The 19,220-nt window shown below is 69.3% G+C and carries 12 protein-coding genes and 1 pseudogene; 5 read left to right on the forward strand and 8 right to left on the reverse strand.

What is annotated here, in order from left to right; genetic code table 11:
* The first annotated feature begins 92 nt into the window (after positions 1-92).
* The 3 genes from GT354_RS28280 (at position 93) to gltX (ending at position 2,603) form a co-directional block, all read left to right on the forward strand.
* Positions 93-434, forward strand: a complete 342-nt coding sequence (locus tag GT354_RS28280; protein WP_237535536.1) for an STAS domain-containing protein — start codon at positions 93-95, stop codon at positions 432-434.
* A gap of 86 nt (positions 435-520) precedes the next feature.
* Positions 521-988, forward strand: coding sequence for an ATP-binding protein (locus tag GT354_RS28285; RefSeq protein ID WP_237535533.1), 468 nt, complete (start codon positions 521-523; stop codon positions 986-988).
* Between the two features lie 244 nt (positions 989-1,232).
* Positions 1,233-2,603, forward strand: a complete 1,371-nt coding sequence (gene gltX / locus GT354_RS28290; protein WP_237535537.1) for a glutamate--tRNA ligase — start codon at positions 1,233-1,235, stop codon at positions 2,601-2,603.
* A 120-nt stretch (positions 2,604-2,723) separates the two neighbouring features.
* Here the strand turns inward: gltX and GT354_RS28295 are convergent, their stop codons facing one another.
* From GT354_RS28295 to GT354_RS28310, 4 genes are all read right to left on the reverse strand, one after another.
* Entirely contained in the window at positions 2,724-4,328 is a 1,605-nt protein-coding gene (locus GT354_RS28295; RefSeq protein ID WP_161359206.1) for a hypothetical protein, read from the reverse strand.
* A gap of 124 nt (positions 4,329-4,452) precedes the next feature.
* The gene (locus tag GT354_RS56665) at positions 4,453-6,057 is read right to left on the reverse strand and encodes a WxL domain-containing protein (protein ID WP_161359207.1); all 1,605 of its coding nucleotides are present in this window, start codon (positions 6,055-6,057) and stop codon (positions 4,453-4,455) included.
* A 225-nt stretch (positions 6,058-6,282) separates the two neighbouring features.
* On the reverse strand, positions 6,283-7,983 hold the full coding sequence (locus GT354_RS28305) for a hypothetical protein (RefSeq protein WP_161359208.1): 1,701 nt from the start codon (positions 7,981-7,983) through the stop codon (positions 6,283-6,285).
* 400 nt (positions 7,984-8,383) lie between these two features.
* Positions 8,384-9,982, reverse strand: a complete 1,599-nt coding sequence (locus GT354_RS28310) for a hypothetical protein (protein ID WP_161359209.1) — start codon at positions 9,980-9,982, stop codon at positions 8,384-8,386.
* A 532-nt stretch (positions 9,983-10,514) separates the two neighbouring features.
* Between GT354_RS28310 and GT354_RS28315 the strand changes: the two genes are divergently transcribed.
* Together GT354_RS28315 and GT354_RS28320 are read left to right on the forward strand one after the other, a co-directional pair.
* The gene (locus GT354_RS28315) at positions 10,515-10,967 is read left to right on the forward strand and encodes a hypothetical protein (RefSeq protein ID WP_161359210.1); all 453 of its coding nucleotides are present in this window, start codon (positions 10,515-10,517) and stop codon (positions 10,965-10,967) included.
* A gap of 454 nt (positions 10,968-11,421) precedes the next feature.
* On the forward strand, positions 11,422-11,901 hold the full coding sequence (locus tag GT354_RS28320) for a hypothetical protein (protein ID WP_161359211.1): 480 nt from the start codon (positions 11,422-11,424) through the stop codon (positions 11,899-11,901).
* An 841-nt stretch (positions 11,902-12,742) separates the two neighbouring features.
* Here the strand turns inward: GT354_RS28320 and GT354_RS28325 are convergent.
* The 4 genes and pseudogenes from GT354_RS28325 to GT354_RS28340 all read right to left on the reverse strand — a co-directional run.
* A complete protein-coding gene (locus GT354_RS28325) occupies positions 12,743-13,873 on the reverse strand; it encodes a hypothetical protein (protein ID WP_161359212.1) in 1,131 nt (376 codons plus the stop codon).
* A 371-nt stretch (positions 13,874-14,244) separates the two neighbouring features.
* On the reverse strand, positions 14,245-16,617 hold the full coding sequence (locus tag GT354_RS28330) for a hypothetical protein (protein WP_161359213.1): 2,373 nt from the start codon (positions 16,615-16,617) through the stop codon (positions 14,245-14,247).
* 405 nt (positions 16,618-17,022) lie between these two features.
* A complete protein-coding gene (locus tag GT354_RS28335) occupies positions 17,023-18,345 on the reverse strand; it encodes a WxL domain-containing protein (RefSeq protein ID WP_161359214.1) in 1,323 nt (440 codons plus the stop codon).
* A 316-nt stretch (positions 18,346-18,661) separates the two neighbouring features.
* A pseudogene (locus tag GT354_RS28340) lies at positions 18,662-19,220 on the reverse strand (WxL domain-containing protein); the annotation flags it as partial.

Raw genomic sequence — 19,220 nt, forward strand, 5'->3', positions numbered from 1 at the left:
ATCCGGTGGGTGACCCCCACCATGCACGGGCGGTCGTCTATCGTATGCCCGGGCCGAAGTACTCGGTGGGCAATGGGCAGCAGGAGGCTGGAATGCAGGGCGGCTTGACGGTGTCCGTGAGCACCAATGGCACCTCTGCGATCGTTACGGTCGCCGGTGAGATCGATGTGGACAGCGCCGCAGCGGTGCGAGACCGCCTGTTCGAGTGTGTCGAGCAGGGCAGTACCAGGCTCGTGATCGACTGCTCGGAACTCGACTTCTGCGATTCGACCGGACTGAACGCGTTCCTCGCCGCCCGACTGCGCGCGCAGGCTGCGGGGGGAGCGGTCCACCTCGTGGGCGTTCAACCTGCCGTGGCGCGGGTATTCGAGATCACCGGTGCGGTACAGGGGTTCACTTTTCACGAGACCCTGGCAGAGGCGGTCGGAGAGTAGCCCGTGACTTGTGGTGTCCTTCGGTGGGATGCGGGCAACTATCACCGCGTATCAGCGTGAGCGAGGTGAGCCAGTAGATGTGCGCCATGCGATCGCAGGCGCCCGGCGACGGGGGTGCCTGCTTCTCGAACCCTTCGCTGCGTCAGGTGCGGAGATTGCCGTTCGAGGGTGCTTCGGGGGCGGTGGCGAGGTCGAGGACATTCATCCGGAACACGCTCCACTCCTATGGGTGGTCCGGCTCGGACGACGAGCAGGTGGTGGTGCTGTCCGACGACGTGCTGCTCGTCGCGGTCGAGTTGGTGACGAACGCGTGCCTGCACGCGGGCGGCCCGGTGGAACTGCGGGTCGTGCGCACGCCCGAACTGATCCGTATCGAGGTCGACGACCGCAGCGAGGAGGCTCCGCAGGCGCGGGCTCCACACTCGGGTACGAGGCCGGGTGGGCACGGGCTCCACATCATCCGGCGGTTGACGCTGGACTGGGGGACCGTCGTGCACCGCGGCGCCGGCAAGACGGTGTGGGTCGACATGCCGGTGCCGGAGCACATGCGCTGATCCGGCCGGACGGCCGGACGGCCGGGCGGGCGTCCTGAGGGCGTCGGCGCCGGTTCGGGGCGGACGGTGTTCGGGGCAGGTCGGAGCGGGGTGAATCGCCGAGGGCGTCGCGGGGGATGTCGTCGGGTCGAAAGGGCCGGTACGGTCCGTCGGGACGTGCGTCGGCCCGCCGGGCACGGCCGATACCCTGGGGGGCATGTCTGCCTCTTCGGTTCGCGTTCGCTTCGCTCCCTCTCCCACCGGCATGTTCCACGTCGGTGGCGCCCGCTCCGCGCTGTACAACTGGGCGGTGGCGCACAAGGCCGGCGGCACCTTCGTGCTGCGGGTCGAGGACACCGACGAGGCGCGCAACCGGCCGGAGTGGACCGAGGGGATCATCGGCGCGCTGGCCGCGATCGGCATCAACGCGTCGGACCCGGCGTTCGAGGGTCCGTACTTCCAGTCGCAGAACGCGACGCTGCACCGCGAGTCGGCGGTCAAGCTGTTCGACGCCGGCCGCGCGTACTACTGCGATTGCACGCGTGAGGTCCTGGAGGCCCGTACCGGCTCCAAGCACCTGGGCTACGACGGCTTTTGCCGCGACCGGGGCCTGGCGGCCGGCGAAGGACGGGCGCTGCGGTTCCGTACCCCCGACGAGGGCGTCACGGTGGTGGCCGACCTGGTGCGTGGCGACACAGAGTTCCCCAACGCGTCGCTGGAGGACTTCGTCATCGCGCGCGGCAACGGTTCGGCGGTGTTCCTGCTCGCGAACGTGGTCGACGACGTCGACCAGCGGATCACCATCGTCATCCGGGGCGAGGAGCACCTGTCCAACGCGTCGAAGCAGCAGCTCCTGTGGGAGGCGCTGGGCGCGACCCCGCCGCAGTGGGCGCACCTGCCGGTGATCGTGAACGAGAAGCGGCAGAAGCTCTCCAAGCGCCGGGACAAGGTCGCCCTGGAGTCCTACCTGGACGAGGGCTACCTGCCCGAGGCGCTGGTGAACTACCTGTTCCTGCTCGGGTGGGGGCCGAAGGACGACGTCGAGATCCGTCCGTACGCGGAGCTGGAGCAGCTCTTCGATCTGCGGGACGTCAACAAGTCGTCGGCGTTCTTCGACGTCAAGAAGCTGTCGTCGTTCAACGCCGACTACATCCGCGCGCTCGACGCCGACGCGTTCGTCGCGGCGTGTGCGCCGTGGGTGCTCGGGCCGAAGGCTCCGTGGGCCGAAGACGCGTTCGACGCGGCGGTGTTCGCCGAGGTCGCGCCGCTCGTGCAGACGCGCATCACGGTGCTCGGCGAGGTGCCGATGTACGTCGACTTCCTGTTCCTGGACGCGCCCGCCGAGGACGAGGCGGCGTGGGCCAAGGCGATGAAGCCGGGCGCGGCCGACATCTTGACCAGTGCGCGCGAGGAGCTTGCCAAGGCCGAGTGGAACGTGGACGCGCTCAAGGCCGCGGTCGAGGCGGCGGGCGCGGCGCACGGCCTCAAGCTGTCCAAGTCGCAGGCGCCGGTCCGGGTCGCGGTGACGGGTCGCACGGTGGGGCTGCCGTTGTTCGAGTCGCTGCAGGTGCTCGGCCGCGAGCGGGTGCTGGCGCGCGTGGACGCGGCGCTGGGGCGGTTGGCGGCGGCGGAGTAGTAGTCGTTGTACCGGAGCCGAAAAGCGGGACTCGCAGCCGGTTCAAGGCTGCGGGTCCCGCTTGTATGACGAAGGGTCACCGGGTCGGCCGGGTCAACCGGGTCGGCCGGGTCGGCCGGGTCAACTGATGGAGAGGGTCAGCGTCCCGGTATAGGTGCCGGCCTTCTGGTAGGCCGGGATCGCCAGCGATACACCCGCGTCGGCCGCGAAGGTGCCCGCGGTGGTGCCGCCGGCCGGGGCGTTGGCCATGGTGGCCAGGGTCGCGCCGGTGCCGATCGGGCCGGGGCTGCCGGGAGTGGGCACGCCGACCGAGGCTTCGTCGGCCTTCTTGACCGCCGGGGTCCAGGTCAGCCGGTCGGCGGGGATCCGGCCGCCCTCGGCCGAGGTGAAGTCGCCGACCGAGCCGGTCAGGCTCCAACCCTCGCCCGCGATGCGGGAGTCCTTGACGGTGACCGTGTTGATGTCGCCGGTCGCCGCCTGCGCCTTGCCGTCGACGGTAACGCCGGACAGGTGCACGCCGGACTGTTGCTGACCGATGGTCAGGCCGCCTTCGGTGATCTTGCCGGTGACCGTCTGGGTCAGTTCCCTCCCGGGGACGGTGAACCGGAACGGAGACTTCGCATTGATGGTCATGTCGGTCACGTAGGCCCCGACGGACACCGTGTTCGGGTCCTGGATCGTCAGGTCCTTGGTGAAGGTGCCGTCGGCCGCCGTCTCCGCGTAGTCCGTGTCCAGTGACGCGCCGGCCGCGTCGTATCCCGTGACGAAGGCATAGCCCAAGGGGGCGTAGCCCGAGCCGGTGACGGTGACGACGGTGCCGGCCGGACCGTGGTCCGGGGTGATGTGGACCCGCATGCCGACGGCACTCACCCTGACCACACCGCTGAGGGCCTCGACGCCGCTCGCCTTGACCCTGATCGTATAGTCACCGTCGGTGACGATCGGTGAGACGGTGACGTTGCCCGCGAGCTTGCCGTCGGCGACGGTGAGGGTGTTCGCCGAGATCTTCGCGGGGTCGCAGGCGGTGCCGTCGGCGGCGCACAACTCCGGCTGGAGGCCGCCGGTGGACCAGTTGTCGCCGGCCAGGGTGACCAGGCCGCCGGCGTCGACCTCGCTCGGGCTCGCGGTCAGGGTCGGGGCTTCGGTGCCTTGGCCTTCGACCTCGAGGGTGCGAGAAACGGCCGGGAGGCCGACGGGTTGGCAGGCGGTGGTGATGTCGTCGCCGAGGCCGGCGTCGACGTAGGTCGTGTACTTGCCGGGGGTGAGGTCCACGCTGCCGGGCCGGGTCAGGGTGACTTCGCCCTTCATGTCGGTGAGTTGGAGCTCTTCGCCCTGGGCGGCGGCGGGATTCTTGCGTTCGCCCTCGACCGGGACGCTGCCCGTTTGGGCACCGGACAGGAGGACTTCGCCCCTGGGCAGCGCCTTGTCCTCACCGACTCCCTGGATGGCGTCGGCGGGGATCTTGCTGCGCTTGACCCAGTGCCACGTCACCGAGACCTTGTCGCCGACTGCGTAGGTCGGCTTCTCGGGAGTGACCTGGATGTCCATCTGCACGTCGGCGGGGTCGAGCCACTGCTGAAGGACCGCCAGGTAGCACTTCGAGGAGTAGTCGACCGGGGCAGCCCGAGCGGCTGGTGCGAACGCGACGAGGCCGGTTGTACCGACCATCGCGGCGACGCCGGCCGCGGCGACGAGTTTGCTTGGGCTTCTTCGTACTCGGAACACAGTTCTCCTTGCGTGGTGGAGAGGTACCGGCGGTCTGCGTGCCGGACAACGCTCTGTGGCCCGTCGGCGGTCGTCGCGAGGCCACAGTGTCGATGCGTTGCCGGGCGTCGGCTGATGGAGAGCGTCAACTGATGGAGAGCGTCAGCGTGGCGCTGTAGGTGCCGATCTGCTGGTACGCCGGGACGGCGAGGGACAGGTCGGCGTCGGCGGTGAAGGTGCCGCCGGTGCCGGTGGCCGCGGGCGGTGCGGAGGCCAGCGTGGCGCCCGTGCCGATCGGGCCGGTGGAGCCGGCGACGGCGGTGCTCGGGGAGCCTTCGCCGTTGGTGATCCTCGGGGTCCAGGTGAACTTGTCGCCGGTGATCTTGCCGCCGTTGCCGTTGGTGAAGTCCGAGACCGAGCCGGTCAGGGTCCAGCCGGTGGCGCCGCCGCGGTAGTCCTTGACGGTGACGGGGTTCAGCGCGCCGGTCATGTTCTGCGCCTGACCGTTGACGGTGATGTCGGTCAGCTTGATGCCCGCGGCTTCCTGGGCGATGGTCAGCGTGCCGGGCAGGACGCCGCCGGTGACGGTCTGCTCCAGGTCGCGGCCGGGGATGGTCACGCGGAAGGGCTTCTGTACGGCGGTGGATTCGTCCGTGCCCGCGATCACCTTGATCGCGGTGACGGAGTCCTTGCTCACGACGAGGTCGGGGATGGTGAGGGAGCCGTCGGCCCCGGCCTGGCCGTAGGCGGAGACCTCGTCGTCCTGGAAGTCACCGGCCATGCCGTACGCCGACACCCAGGCGCCCGGAGCCCAACCCGTACCCGTGACGGTGACGGTGGTACCGACCGGGCCGTGGTCGGGGCTGAGCGAAGCCGTGCGCACTGACGCGTCGACCTTGACCACACCGCTGAGGGCTTCGCTGCCGCCGTTCCTGACCTTCACCTTGTAGTCGCCGGTGGGGACGGTGAGCGCGACGGTGACGTTGCCCGAGAGCTTGCCGTCGGCGACGGCAAGGGTGTTCGCCGAGATCTCGGCGGGATCACACGCGGTGCCGTCGGCGGCACACAGCTCCGGCTGGAGAGAGGCGGTGGACCAGTTGTCGCCGGTGAGGGCGATGGTCCCGCCGGCGCTGACCTCGCCGGGGGTCGCGGTCAGGGTCGGAGCCTGGGTGCCCTGGCCTTCGACCTTGAGTGTGCGGGAGACCGCCGGGGGGTTGACGGGCGCACAGGCCGTCGTGACGTCGCTGCCGACGCCGGCGTCCACGTAGGTGGTGTACTTGCCGGGAGTCAGATCCAGGCTGCCCGGCTGGGTCAGCGTGATCTCTCCCTTCATGTCGGTGAGCTTGAGTTCTTCGCCCTGGGCGGCGGCAGGGTTCTTTCGCTCGCCCTCGATCGGGACACTGCCGGTCTGTGCGCCGGACAGCAGGACTTCGCCTCTCGGCAGCGCCTTGTCCTCGCCGACTCCCTGGATGGCGTCGGCGGGAACCTTGCTCCGCTTGACCCAGTGCCAGGTCACCGAGACCTTGTCGCCGACCGAGTAGGTGGGCTTCTCGGGACTGACCTGGATGTCCATTTGTACGTCGGCGGGGTCGAGCCACTGGTCGAGGAGCTCCAGGTAGCACTTCGACGAGTAGTCGACGGGGTCGGCCTGCGCGGACGGCGCGAACGCGGCGAGGCCGGTTGTACCGACCATCGCGAGGACGCCGGCCGCGGCGAGGACTTTGCGCGGGCTTCTTCGTGCTCGGGACACAATTCTCCTTGCGCGGTGGGGATTTGTGGGAGCTCCGAGTGAACGTGTCATGGGTCGTCGGTGCCGTCGGTGCCGTCGACGTGGTCCGGTCCGGTCGGGGTCCGCTCGGTGGTGCCGCAGAAACGGAAAGCGGGACCCATCGGCCCGAACAGGCCGATGGGTCCCGAATTTCGATCTTCTCGGCGGGTCTCGCCTAGTGCGTGTCCCGCCGCGAAGTGCCTACCGCTACGGGGTCACCGTGAACGGCGCGGAGGCGAGCTTGCTCGGCGAGAACGTCTCCGACGCCACGACCGCGACGGTGCGCGAGTCGTTGATCTGCATCACGGTGCACCAGTTGCCGGGCCAGTCGGCGGCGGCGTAGCTGATGTCGTTCGTGGCCTTGCCCTGAGCGTCGACACCGACGAGCTTGATCCACGCGAGGATGCCGTAGTTGTGGCCGCTGACGGTCACCCACGTGCCGGTCGGGCCGGACGACTTGTTGAGTTCGATCCAGCGCTTCTGGACCGTGACGGCGGCGGCGGCGGTGTTCGACCCGTCGGTCACCGAGACCTTGTAGGAGCCCTCTCCGACGTTGCCCGCGATGGTGACGCCACCGGTGAGCGCACCGGTCGGCGAGACGGCGAGGGTCGAGGCCGAGATCTTGTTCGTGGCGCAGCCCGTGCCGTCGGCGGCGCACAGCGACGCGGTCAGCGTGCTGCCCGGGGCCCAGTTCGCGCCGGTGAGGGCGACGGTGCCGCCCGCGTGGGTGGTGGACGCCGCGGCGGCCAGGGTCGGCGGGTCGTTGGCGATGGTGAAGGCCACCGTGGTGCCGTTGTTGGCGTTGCTGCCTTCCATCGCACGGATGGACGCCGTCAGCGGTTCGGTGATGGTGAACGATCCGGTCCACACGCCTTCCGGCGACGAACGCGGGCCGGTGACGTAGTTACCGACGTTGGCACCGGACGCGTCCAGCGCCTGAAGGGTGATGGACCGGTTGGCGTTGTAGTTCTTGCCGGAGAGGTTCACCGTCGTGCCGACCGGGCCGCGGTTCGGGCCGGCGGTGAGCTCTCGCGGACCGGCCGGGACGTACGCCTGAACGGTGACAGGAGAGGTGGCCTCGGCGGTCGCCGTGGACACCTTCGCGACGTAGCTGCCGTTCGGGATGCCCGAGGCGGCCAGGGTCGCGGTGCCGGTCAGCACACCCTGCGCAGACACGGCGAGCGTGCTCGCGGTGAAGCGCGTGGTGAGGCAGTTGCCGCCGTTGGCGTCGCACAGGGACGGCGTCGCGGTGGCGTTCGCGGCGAAGCCCAGACCCGAGAACGCGACCGTCGTGCCCGGGCGGAGGGTGCCGGTGGGGGCGGTCAGCGTCGGCTGCCCGCTGCCCGGACCCTGCACGTTGACCGAGGAGACGACGCCGCCGCCGGCGGTCACGTCGCAGTTGGTGGTGTGGCTGCCGAAGTAGTCCGTCACGGTCGACGTACGCAGCGGCGTGAAGTTGATGGCGCCCTGTCCGGTGGCCGGGAGGAAGAAGTCACCCTCGTACTGCGGGATCGGCACGGGCTGCCCGCTGGTCAGGTTGACCTTGAACGTCGGGCCCTGAACGGTGACGACACCGGTCGCGGCGCCGCTCATGGTGAGCTGCAGGCTCGGCGTGACCGACACGTTGGACGCGCCGATCGTGCTGTTGGCCGGGCCGGCGCCGGTCTTGACGACCGCGTGCACCGGGGTGCCCGGGGCGGCGTTGGCGGGCGTGAGGGTGACGGTCATGTCCATCGGACCGGTCGCCTCGCCCTGGCCGGCCGGCAGCACGCAGTGCACGGTCGGCGTGACGGTGCCGGCGTAGGCGGACGGTGCCAGGGCGGTGAGGCCGACTCCGGCCAGCATGATCACCGAACCGGCCATCGTGGCGGATACGCGCCTGGTAAGCAGTCTTCGGGTGGAGGTCACCGGACTCCTTCGGGGTCTGGGCGCTCTGCCGCTCGCGCGGCCCGGCACCGGGGGGAGAACCGTCGGCAGGGACCGCAGGCCGTGGAGCGGAGCCGGACGGTACGGGTGACCCCGCGCCACGATCCTCACGAGGAGAATCCCGGCGCGCGAGTCCTGACGACGGAAAAACGTGTTCCATTGATAGCGCGCAACATTCACCCGGGAATACCTTCGGAAGTCAAGAGAAAACATGAACGACTGTTTGCTCGGTATGCCGGGTGATCTTCGTCGGATAGAAAAAGAGAAAGGCCCCCGTCGCACCACTGCACCTCCATGGCGGAAATGCACGCGGTGCGATCGGGGTCCTTTCCCGTCGAACCGGAAACAATGCGTTGCAATTGTCGGTGTTGCCGATTCGCCGTCAGCTCAGGGAGAGCGTGAGCGATCCGGTGTACGTGCCGGGCTTGGCATAGGCGGGAACCCTGACCGCGATCGCCGCGTCCGCGGTGAACTTGCCACCGGTCACGCCCGACGCGGCCGAGTTCTGCGAGCACAGCTGCGCCGCCGAGGCGAGCGAACCCGCCGAGCCGGACACCACTGCGGACGGGCTGCCCTCGGCCGCCGCGCACGCGGGCGTCCAGGACACGTTCCCGGCCGGAATCGAGGCCGACGCGTCGGCCAGCTTCAGGTCGGTGACCGCGCCGGTCAACGACCAACCGAGGTTGCCGCTACGGGCGTCCACGACCGTGACCTGGTTCAGCGCACCGGACATGGTCTGCTCGGTGCCGTTCAGCGTCACCGAACCCAGGTCGATGCCCGCGCCGGCCTGCGACATCGCCAGCGAACCCGGGAGAACCGATCCCGAGACGGTCTGGACGAGGTCGTCGTTCACGGTGAACGGGACGGTGGTCCCGTTGGTGGCGTTCGAACCCTCCATCGCGAGGATGCTCGCGGTTCTCGGATCGGTGACCGTGAAGGTCCCGGTCCACTCGCCGCCCAGCGACGAACGCGGGCCGGTGACGTAGTTGCCGACGTTGGTGCCGGTCGCGTCCAGCGCCTGGAGGGTGATGACGCGGTTGGCCTTGTAGTTCTTGCCGGTGAGCGTGACCGTGGTGCCGACCGGACCCTTGTTGGGGGTGGCGGTCAACTCGCGCGGACCGGTGGGCACGAACGCCTTGACCGTCAGCGGGGTCGAGGCCTCCTTGGCGCCGTCGGTGACCTTGATCTGGTAGCTACCGTCGGCCACACCACTGGCCGCGAGCGCGGCATCACCGGAGAGCTTGCCACCGGCGTCGATGGCCAGGCCGGGGGCGGTGAGCTTGGCGCCCGAACAGGCACCGCCCTGCGCGTCGCACAGCGAGATCGACGGCGTTGCGCTCGGCGTCCAGTTGGCTCCGGTCAGCGCGAACGTCGAACCCGGGTAGACCGACCCGGTGGGTCCGACGACGGTGGCCGGGCCTCCGGTCGAGGCTCCTGCGGTCACGTCGGCGACCACCTTGTCGGCACCGGCCGTCACTTCGCACGGAGTTTCCAGGCCACCGAGGATCTCGGTGAGCGTTCGGGTCCGGGCGATCGTGAACTCGATCTTCCCGTCGGCGTTCGCCGGCACGAAGAACTCGCCCTCGTACGGGTCGATCGGAACGGGCTGACCGTTCCTGATGTCGACCTGGCGGGACGGGCCGGTCACCGTCACCGCGCCGGTGGCCCCACCGTGCATCACCAGGTCGATCATCGGGGTGATGTTGATGTCGTCCAGGTCCTGCGTGCTGTTCGCGGGGCTGGGACCCAGGGTGACCTTGGCCTTGACCTTGCCGCCGGCCTCGACCTGGGCGGGCGAAAGGTCGACGGTGATGTCCTGCGGGCCCTCGAACTCCCCCTGACCGGCGGGCAGGGTGCACTTCACTGTCACGGTTACGGTGCCTGCCTGCGCCGCGGGGGCCAGCACGATGCCCGCCCCCACCGCAATGGCGGCTCCGGCCAACGCCGCTGAGGCGCGCCGGGGAATCATTCGTTGCAACACCAGGACTGTGCTCCTTCAGTCGAGCGCGTCCCATACGAGCCATACGGGACCGGATGCATCGACTCCGCCCGCGGGACCACGACTTCGTGGAGCGACCTCCGGCCTGGTGCACCGGGGCGGGGCGTGGGCGGAGATCCAATACTTCACCGCGGACCCTGTCAGCGAGACTCACCGAAGTCAATACCGATATGAGGGCTTCGTAACACGACACGTGTCACCTTCATTTGCCACTCGGAATGCATGATCACAAGTCTTCACGTGTCGTTTAAAGGGGGCTAAAAGATCTTGAAAATTCACGTTGACTAATAGCGGAACCCCGGCTTCACTGAGGTTCGCACCGAGGTCGGCATAAATGAGCGGGAACGCCGCTTTGAAACCGGTCATTGCGCATACGCACCGAACGTGGGGCTCTTCGCGGCCCCTCGGCACCATGTTTGGCAGCTCCTCGATCTCACGTCACGCGGTGATCCGTGCCGCGTGGACTTCATGCACCAGCCATGCACAGTCACTCGCCGAGAGAGGTAACACCATCATGTCCCGTACCAAGATCACCGCGTCCGCCGCCCTCGCCTCCGCCGCGCTCGTCATCGGCGGTATCGCCCTCGCGGGTCCTGCCTCGGCGGCCCAGACCATGACCTACACGTGTAGTGGCGGCTATGGTCCCGCCACGGGTTCCGCCACCAAGACCGCCGGCACCCTCACCATGACCACCAACGGCATCACCTTGCCTGTCGATGTGGCGGCCGACACCATCACCACGACGGTCAAGACCAACGCGGGCAACTTCTCCGGTACCAGGAACCCGGAGATGTACCAGGACGACACGACGATCATCCTGGGCCCGCTGGCCGGTCCGTCGGCCGCGACCACGCTCACCGGCTCGGGTGGCACGCCCAGCGCGACGAACTGGGACCTGCAGATCAACATCGCCGGCACCAACGTGTACTGCGTCGGCAACTCGGCCACCCGGATCGGCACCATGTAGTCGTACGCCCCGCCGGTGACGGTCCCTTGTCGGCCGACCACCGGGTAGGTCGGGGACCGAGGCCATCGCGGCCTCGGTCCCCGTAGGCGACCCAACCGCGCACCCGCACCGTATCCGCACCGCGAAAGGGGCACTTCCGCCATGCGCATCGGCACGGTCATCGCTAGCGATTTCACGCGAACTCCGGTGTACGACGCTCTGTGGGGCTGGCCCTAGCCCACCGCCGACATCAAGGCGGCCTCGACGGACGAGGCACAGATCGTGAGCGGTACGGCTCGGAGCGGATCCCGCTTCGAGCCGGCCGCGTTGCACGCACCGAGGAACGCCTGCCACCGGCAACGAACGCACCATGTACGGCAGCTCCTCGCACCCGGTTGTCGGACCCGTCGACGCGAACCAGCGCCGGAGGTCCCGACTCATGCACAACCGACCAACGAGAGAGGTAATCACCGTCATGTCTCGTACCAAGCTCGCCGCGTCGGCCGCGGCCGTCGCGGCCGCCGGCCTCGTCGGCGCGATCGCGTTCAGTGGGCCGGCATCCGCCGGTACCAACGGGTCTGCCACCTACACCTGCAGCACCAACCAGGTCCCGCCGGTGTCCTACCCCGCGTCGGTCGCGGTCGCCACGCCCAGTGGCACCCCCACCGCCGCCAAGCTCACCCTCTCCACCGGGCTCGCCGCGCCGATCGACATCGCCCAGGACACCTTGACCACCACGGTCACGACGTCCGCGGGCACCTTCACCGGTACCAAGAACCCGGAGATGTACGCGGGCGACCCGATCATCCTGGGTGCGCTCTCGTTCTCCGGGACCTCGGTCTCCTCTGCCACCCTGAGTACCGGAAGCGCGAAGCTGACGATCTTCATCGCCGGTCCGAACGTGACCGTCACCTGCGCCGGCTCCAGCCCCAGCGGCACGATCACCTGGCCGTAAGGCCCGCGCTTCCGCGGTGACGACACGAACCGAGGTCGTCCACCGGCGGGGGCAGGTCGCCGACCGGGGGCTTGACGACCCCGGTCGGCGACTCGTACCGGACAACAGTGCAGGCACGACGATCCTCGCCACTCTCGACTCGTTGGGGGCGGCGGGGATTTCGGCTGTGCGGCGGGTGAATCGCGGCCGGTCGACGGGGAATCGCCCCGGCCGGCCGCCGGGGTTTTCGGTTTCCTTCCCGCACCGGACGAAATCGGTCCTCGACGTGTCCGATCGGCCTCCTGGACGCCCGCCGGGTCGCCGATCCGAGTGCCGCCGAGCCGGAGCGAAACTCGGTCGTCTCGCCTCTTCATTCGAGCGATATCGTGCGGCGGTAAAAGTGCCCGCCAGGTGGGTATCACCTTCCTCTGCGGGTCGGGGTACCCCTTTTCGATCGGGGTGTCGACCTCGATTGCCGAGCGTGCTGCCCGGCGCGGAATGCAGCCCGAGGATATCGACACGTGTCGGCCGTCGGTGCGGTCGAATTCCGATTCCCCGGTGGCCTGCCCGATTCGCCGTGAGCGGGATTTCTTTCCACGAATGCCGATGGGCCTCGGTCGATCGGATTCCGGCTCGCTTCTTTCGGTGCACCGTATGAAGCAGCGCGTGACGTGCTCCCCGGATCCGGCTCCGAAAGGACGTCGCTCACCTCGGTCGCGGGAATCGGTGCACGGTACCGGGAATCCGGCGACACGGATTTTCGCGAGCCGGGAATCGGGATACCGAATCGGGATGCCGAAAGGAAGCAGCGAGCCCGCTCCGGCGCGGGGCCGAAGCGGGCTCGAAGAAACCTGCGGGTGGGCTACTTGACCGTGATGCCGGCCATGCCGAGCTTGTCGAACTTGAAGCTCGTGTCGATCTCGACCGCGGTGATGCCGGTGGTCTTCTTGCTCGTGACGAGGATCCACGACGAGAACTTGCCGTGCTTGTCGGTCCACGCGACGCCGAAGTTGAAGGTCGGGTTCGCGCCCTGGACGCCGGCGAGGGCGATCAGGGTGTTCGGGGTGAAGTTCTCACCCGAGACCTTCACGAACGTCCACGGGCGGACCGTGCTCTTGCTGAGGGTGACCTTGCGCTGGGCGACCGGGACGTCGACCTTCTTGACGGTCAGCGGCGTGGACGCGGTCCGGGTGCCGTCGGTGACCTGGACGCTGTACGAGCCGTCCGCGGTGCCCGCGGCCACCGTGACGGTACCGGAGAGGGCGCCGCCCGCGGCGATGCTCAGCGTGTTCGCGGACAGGCCCGCCGGGTTGCACGCGGTGCCGTCGACGGCGCACAGGGACGGGGTCGCGGTGGCGCCCGGCGTCCAGTTGGTGCCGGCGAGGGTGGTCTCCTTGCCGGCCTCGACCGAACCCGGCGACGCGCTCAGGGTCGCGGTCTCGGGCGAGTTCTCCACCGCGATGCCCGCGGCGACGCCGGAGCCCGAGGTGACCGTGCACGGGGTCTCGAAGTTGCCGTACGGCGTGACCGTCGCGGTCGTGGTCTTGGTGGGCGTCAGCTCCACGGTCCCGTCGGCCGTCGCCGGGACCTGGAACCTCACCGAGAACGGCGGGCTTTGGATCGGGACGTTGGCGGGGATGTCGATCGTGGTCTGCGGCCCGGCGAGGGTGACCTTGCCGGTGGCGCCGCCCGACAGGTCGAAGTCGATCGACGGCGTCATCTTGATGCCGCTCAGCGGGGCCGGGCTGGTGGCCGGGCTCGCGCCGAGGGTGATCTTGAGATCGACCGTCTCGCCCGGCTTGGCCGTCGTGGGGCCGTCGACGGTCACCGACATCGGTCCGGACTTGTCACCCTGGCCCAACGGCAGCGAACACGTGACGTTCGGCGTCACGGTCCCGGCGAGCGCGGCGGGTGCGGCGGCGGCGAGGAGGCCGGTGATCGCGAGGGTGCCCGCGCCGACGCCGGCGACCAGGCGCATGGTGTGCTTGTTCATGAGGGTGTTGCTCCCTTTCCTGCGTTCCTTGCCGGGGCGGGAGGTCGGTACAGGACACACCTCGCCCGCGACATGGGGGCGGATACGCATGGCATATGTGGAACGTGTTACAGAAGTGGGGCGGGTCACATTGATGCGCCTTCGTCCTGTGAAGTCAAGAGGCGTGAACTGCCCAAGTGACCGGCGGGTAGGTCGGCCGCAGGGCGCTGACCTGCATTGACACGTGTCGCCGGACAAAGCGAGAACACGTTCCAGTTGTGATCATGACGTGTCCGCTCGGGGGCCCGGCGGATTCGGGGGCATACGACGAACGGGGCGCCCCCGCCACCTCGAAAGGTGGCGGGAACGCCCCGCGCAGGGCTGATGCGCCGTCAGGAGACGGTGAGCGTCAGGGTTCCCGTGTACGTTCCGGCGGCCTGGTACGCCGGGATCGCGAGCGACAGGCCCGCGTCCGCGGTGAACACGCCACCGGTCTTGTGCGCCGGGTCGGTGGAACCCGCCGCGCTGCACAGCAGTCCGCCGTTGACCGTACCCGCGGAGCCGGTCACGACCGCGCTCGACGAGTTCGGATCGGTCACGGTGCACTTGGGCGTCCAGGACAGCGCGGACGCCGGCAGCGTCCCGCCCTCCGCCGACTTGAACTCGGAGACCGAACCGGTGAGTTCCCAGCCGAGGGTGCCCTTGCGGGCGTCGGTGACGGTGACCGGGGCGAGCGATCCGGCCATCGCCTGGTCCTGGTCCGAGAACGGCACGTCGGACAGGACGACCCCGCCGGCCGCCTGGGTGATGGACAGGGTGCCCGGCTCTCCGCCGGGACCGCCGCCACCTTCCAGGACGAACGCCGCGAGCGCCTGCTTGGTCGGGTCGTTCTTCTCGGCCGCCCGGATCTGGGTCGTACCGGGCTTGACCACCGTCAGGTCGGCGGCGATCGCACCATCCGGCCCGGCGGTGACCTCGACCTTGTCACCGGTCGCGGCCAGGTTGGCGTCCAGGGATTCCACCACGACGATCGCACCAGGGGTGAAGTTCTTGCCCGACACCTTCGCCACGGTTCCCGAGGGACCGTGATCCGGGGTCACCGCGATCTCGCGCGGTAGGACGACCGCCTTGGTCACCTGGAGCGGGGTCTTCGCCGATGTGACGCCGACGGTGACCTTCACCAGGTAGTTCCCGGCCGGGACGTCCCGGCCGAGCGTGGCCTGAGCGGTGAGTGTGCCGCCTTCGGCCACCGAACCGCCGACGCCGGTGAACGCCGTGCCGGAGCAGGCCGATCCGTCCGCCTGGCACAGTTGCAGCTTCGGCGAGCCCTGACCGGTGGGCCAGTTGTTCCCGGTCAACTGCACCGGGTCGCCCGGCTCGACCAGGCTTTGCAGGGCGATCACGTCGGCGGGCACGGGCTCACCGACGTTGATCGCGTGCGAGACCGCCGGATTGCCGGTGGGAACACCGCTGGTGGTCTCGGCGAGGATCTTCATGCCGTAGCCGGCGGGCGCGAACTCGATCCGACCCGCCTTCGAGATCTTGAAGGTCCCCCGCATGTCGCTGACCTGGAGCGGCTTGTTGGGCCCGGTATACGGGTTCTTCTTGGGGCCGGTGACCTTGACCTCGCCCGTCTGGGCGCCGGTGACCTTGACCGTGCCGTTGGGGACCACCTCGTCCTTGGGCACGAGCACCCAGTCGGACGGGGTGCGCGGGTACTGGAGCCACTTCCACTCGACGGTGACCTCGTCGCCGATCGCGTAGTAGTCCTTCTGCGGCGTCACGGACAACGCCACTTCGGGTTCCCACAGGAAGGCGCCACCGTTGAGCGGCTTCGGGGTGTAGCGCACCTGGTACTTGACCGGTTCGGAGACCTGCGGCGCGTCGTGTCGCACCGAGACGGTCTCGGTCGCGGTCGCGCCCCCCGAGGTGATCTCGACCCGGTACAGCGCGTCCGGAGTGCCCGCCGCGACCTTCACCGCGCCCTTGAGCTTCCCGTCGGCGTCGACGGTGAGGGTGGAGCCCGACGCCTTCCCGGGATCGCACGCGTTGCCGTCCTGGTCGCACAGGGCGACCGAGGGTGCGGTCGCCGAGGCGGGCCAGTTCGCGCCGGTCACGTCGATGCTCGCGCCCGGGCGGACGGTGACCCGCGAGAACACCGCGGACGGCGGCGCGACCGCGCCGTCGACCTTGAGCGTCGTGGACACACCCGGTGTGCCGTTGGGCGCGCACGGGGTGTCCCACGAACCGAACATGGACGCGGTGCTGGTGTAACCCCCGGGCGCGAGGCTGATGTCGCCCGGTTTGGTGATCTTCAGCTTGCCGGTCATCGCCGACAGCCAAAGCTTCTCGCCGCCGGGAGTCCGGGCGTTCTTCTTGGGGCCCTCCATGGCGATCTCGCCGCCCTGGGCGCCGGACACGGTGACCTTGCCGTGCGGCTGCACGGCGTCCGCGTCGACCGTGACGGACGACGGATTCTTCGCCGCGTCCTTCCAGGTCCAGGTCACGGTGACCTCGTCGCCCACGTTGTACTTCGGCTTGACCGGATCGACCGTGAGGTCGACCTGGGCGTCGAAGTCGAACGGGCCGCCACCGATGCTCGGCGGTACACAGTGCACGTTGTATGTCACAGGAGCCGCGTTGGCGCTCTGTGCCCCCGCGCCCACACTCGCGACGCCGGCCACGAGGGCCGTACCGAGTGCGGCGGCGATCCGCTTGTTGCGGAGATTAGGCCCAGTACTTTCCCTGGTTCTCGGTCTGAGCATGTGGTGCTGTCCCTCCTCGGGATGCCTGCCTGGCCCGCCGGGGGAGCGGGCAGTCGAACACCACACCGGGACCGGTCCGCCGCCGGCCGAACGACCCGCGCGACGTGCGGCGGTCGATGCGGTGCCGCGCGCCGATCCGACATCGGCGGATGACGCCCGACCCCGCCGGTGCCGCCTGTCGAATCCCTGATGGTGAAACCTGTTCCAGAAAACAGCGCCTCCCATTGAGCCCGGGGGCGTTTGCGAAGTCAACAGCGGAACGCGATTCGGCGGCAACGATTCGTAGGCGGCGCGGCGTTGGGTGGGTGCGACCCGGGCAGGTCGAAAAAACGGCGACGGGGCGCCGACCGCAGAGTGAGGGAATGCGGAGGACGCCCCGTGCCTGGAACCTTGTTCGCCTACCCGTCAGGAAATCGACAAGGTCAGCGTCGCGCTGTAGTCACCGGCGCTCTGGTAGGCCGGGACCTTCAGGTCGATGTCGGCATCCGCGGCGAACGAACCACCGGTGCCCGTGGCGGTCTGCGGCACCGAGGCGAGCGTCGCGCCGGAACCGATGGTGCCCTCGCTGCCCGCGACGGGCGCGCCCTTGGACTTCTCGTCGGCCTTGGCGGCCTTCGGCTTCCAGGTGAAGTTGTCGGCGGGGATGGTGCCGCCGGCGTCGGAGGTGAAGTCGGTGACCGAGCCGGTCAGCGTCCAGCCGGCGCTGCCGCCGCGCAGGTCCTTGACGGTGACGGTGTTGAGCTTGCCCGTCATGGTCTGGTCGTCGGCGCTCACGCCGACCTCGGAGAGCTGAATGCCGCTTGCCGCCTGGGAGATGCTCAGCGAGCCCGCGGTGATCGTGCCGTCGACCTTTTGGGTCAGGTCGCCGGGCTGCGTCGGCACGTCCTTCTTGCGGACGGTGATCTGCGCCTGGCCCGAGCCGCCCGCGCTGTCCGAGACGGCGAGGGTGTGCGCGCCGTTGGCGACGTTGTCGGCGAGCTTGACGTTGCCGGTCAGGTTGCCGGAGGCGTTCACGGTGAGGGTCGAGGCGGCGATGCCGGCCGCGTCGCCGTCGAGCGTGGCGGTGACGTCACCGGGCGCGAACTTCGAACCGGTCAGCGCGACTTCGGCGCCCGGCTCGACCGCGGCCGTGGGCCCGTTCAGGACCGGCTTGTCGGCGGCGCCGACCTTGAGGGTGAGCGCGGGGGCGACCGCGGTGACCGGGTTGCACTTGGTCTCGGCGTCGAAGCCGAACGCCTTGGTGAAGGTCGAGTACAGACCGGGCGTGAGCGTGACGTCGCCGGCCTGGGTCAGCTTGACCTTGCCGGTCATGTCGGTGAGCTTGAGCTCCTGACCCGGACCGGTCTCGGGGTTGATCCGCTGACCCTCGACCGGAACGTCACCGGTGGCCGCGCCACCCAGGGTGAGTACGCCCTTGGGCAGCGTCGAGTCCTTGTCGACCTTGCCGACGACGGGGATCTCCGGCGGAGCCTTGGGGTAGGCCTTCCACGCCCAGGTGACCGAGACCTCCTCGCCGACGTCGTAGCGCGCCTTGACCGGCGTCACCGAGACGTCGATCTTCAGGTTGCCGTCCGGGATGACCAGATCCTTGACGATCTGGTTCACGCAATGCGACGTGTAGTCCACCTCGGCCGCGTTGGCGGTCGGCGCGAGCGCGACCATGCCGACCGTACCGGCGAGCGTCACGACACCGAGCGACGCGGCGAGCTGCTTGTTTACCTTGAACATGCGGTGCTGTTCCCTTTCTCGGATACTGCACTGCCGTCGCCGGGGAGGGCGGGGCAGGAGGGACACCACATCGAGGGACCGTGCGCGGAAGGACCGATCACGCCCACGCCGTGCGGGGCCCCGATGCCTCTTGCGCGGCCGTGCGGGTGCCGCCGTCGTCGCGTACGGTCCCGCAGGGTCGGTGGAACGTGTTACAGAAATTGTGCTTACTCATTGCGCGCCGGCAAGATCACAAAGTCAAGGGATCCGGCCCGAAAACCGGAAGGACGCCCTCCCCATGTGAAGGCGGAAGGGCGTCCCGGATGCTGACGGTGACTCAGCTCAGACTGAGCGTCAGATTCCCGGTATAGCCGTCCGAGCGGCTTCCGCCGGGGAGGTCCAGGCTCAGACCGGCGCCGGCCTCGAACGAACCGGTCGTGCCGCCGCCCGCGCTCGGGTTCTGCCGGCACAGCAACTCGGCGCCGCCGCCCACCGGTCCGGGCAGACCGCTGCCGACCGTCCCCTGCGGACCTTCGAGGGTGGCGCAGGTCGGTGTCCAGCTCAGTCGGCGAGCCGGCACGATCTCCCCGCCGTCGCCCACGAAGTCGCTGAGCTGACCGGTGAGGGTCCAGCCCAGCGTGCTGCCGCGGTGGTCCTGGATGGTGATCGGGTTGAGTCTGCCGTTCAGGCGTTGCGGGTCGGCCGCGGGCTGGAACTGCGGCATGGTGACTCCCGCGTGCTCCTGGCGCATGAACAGCGGGCCGGCGAGCGGGTCGATCGGGCTGGACGATTCCGGTGGTGCCGGGGGGAGTTGGGCCGGCGGAGCGCCGGGTGGGGTGGCGGCGTCGGTGCCGGGGGCCTCGCTCGGGGGCGTGGTCGCCGGTGGTGCGGGGGTG

It is taken from the genome of Streptomyces sp. SID3343, assembly GCF_009865215.1.
Classification (GTDB): Bacteria; Actinomycetota; Actinomycetes; order Streptomycetales; family Streptomycetaceae; genus Embleya.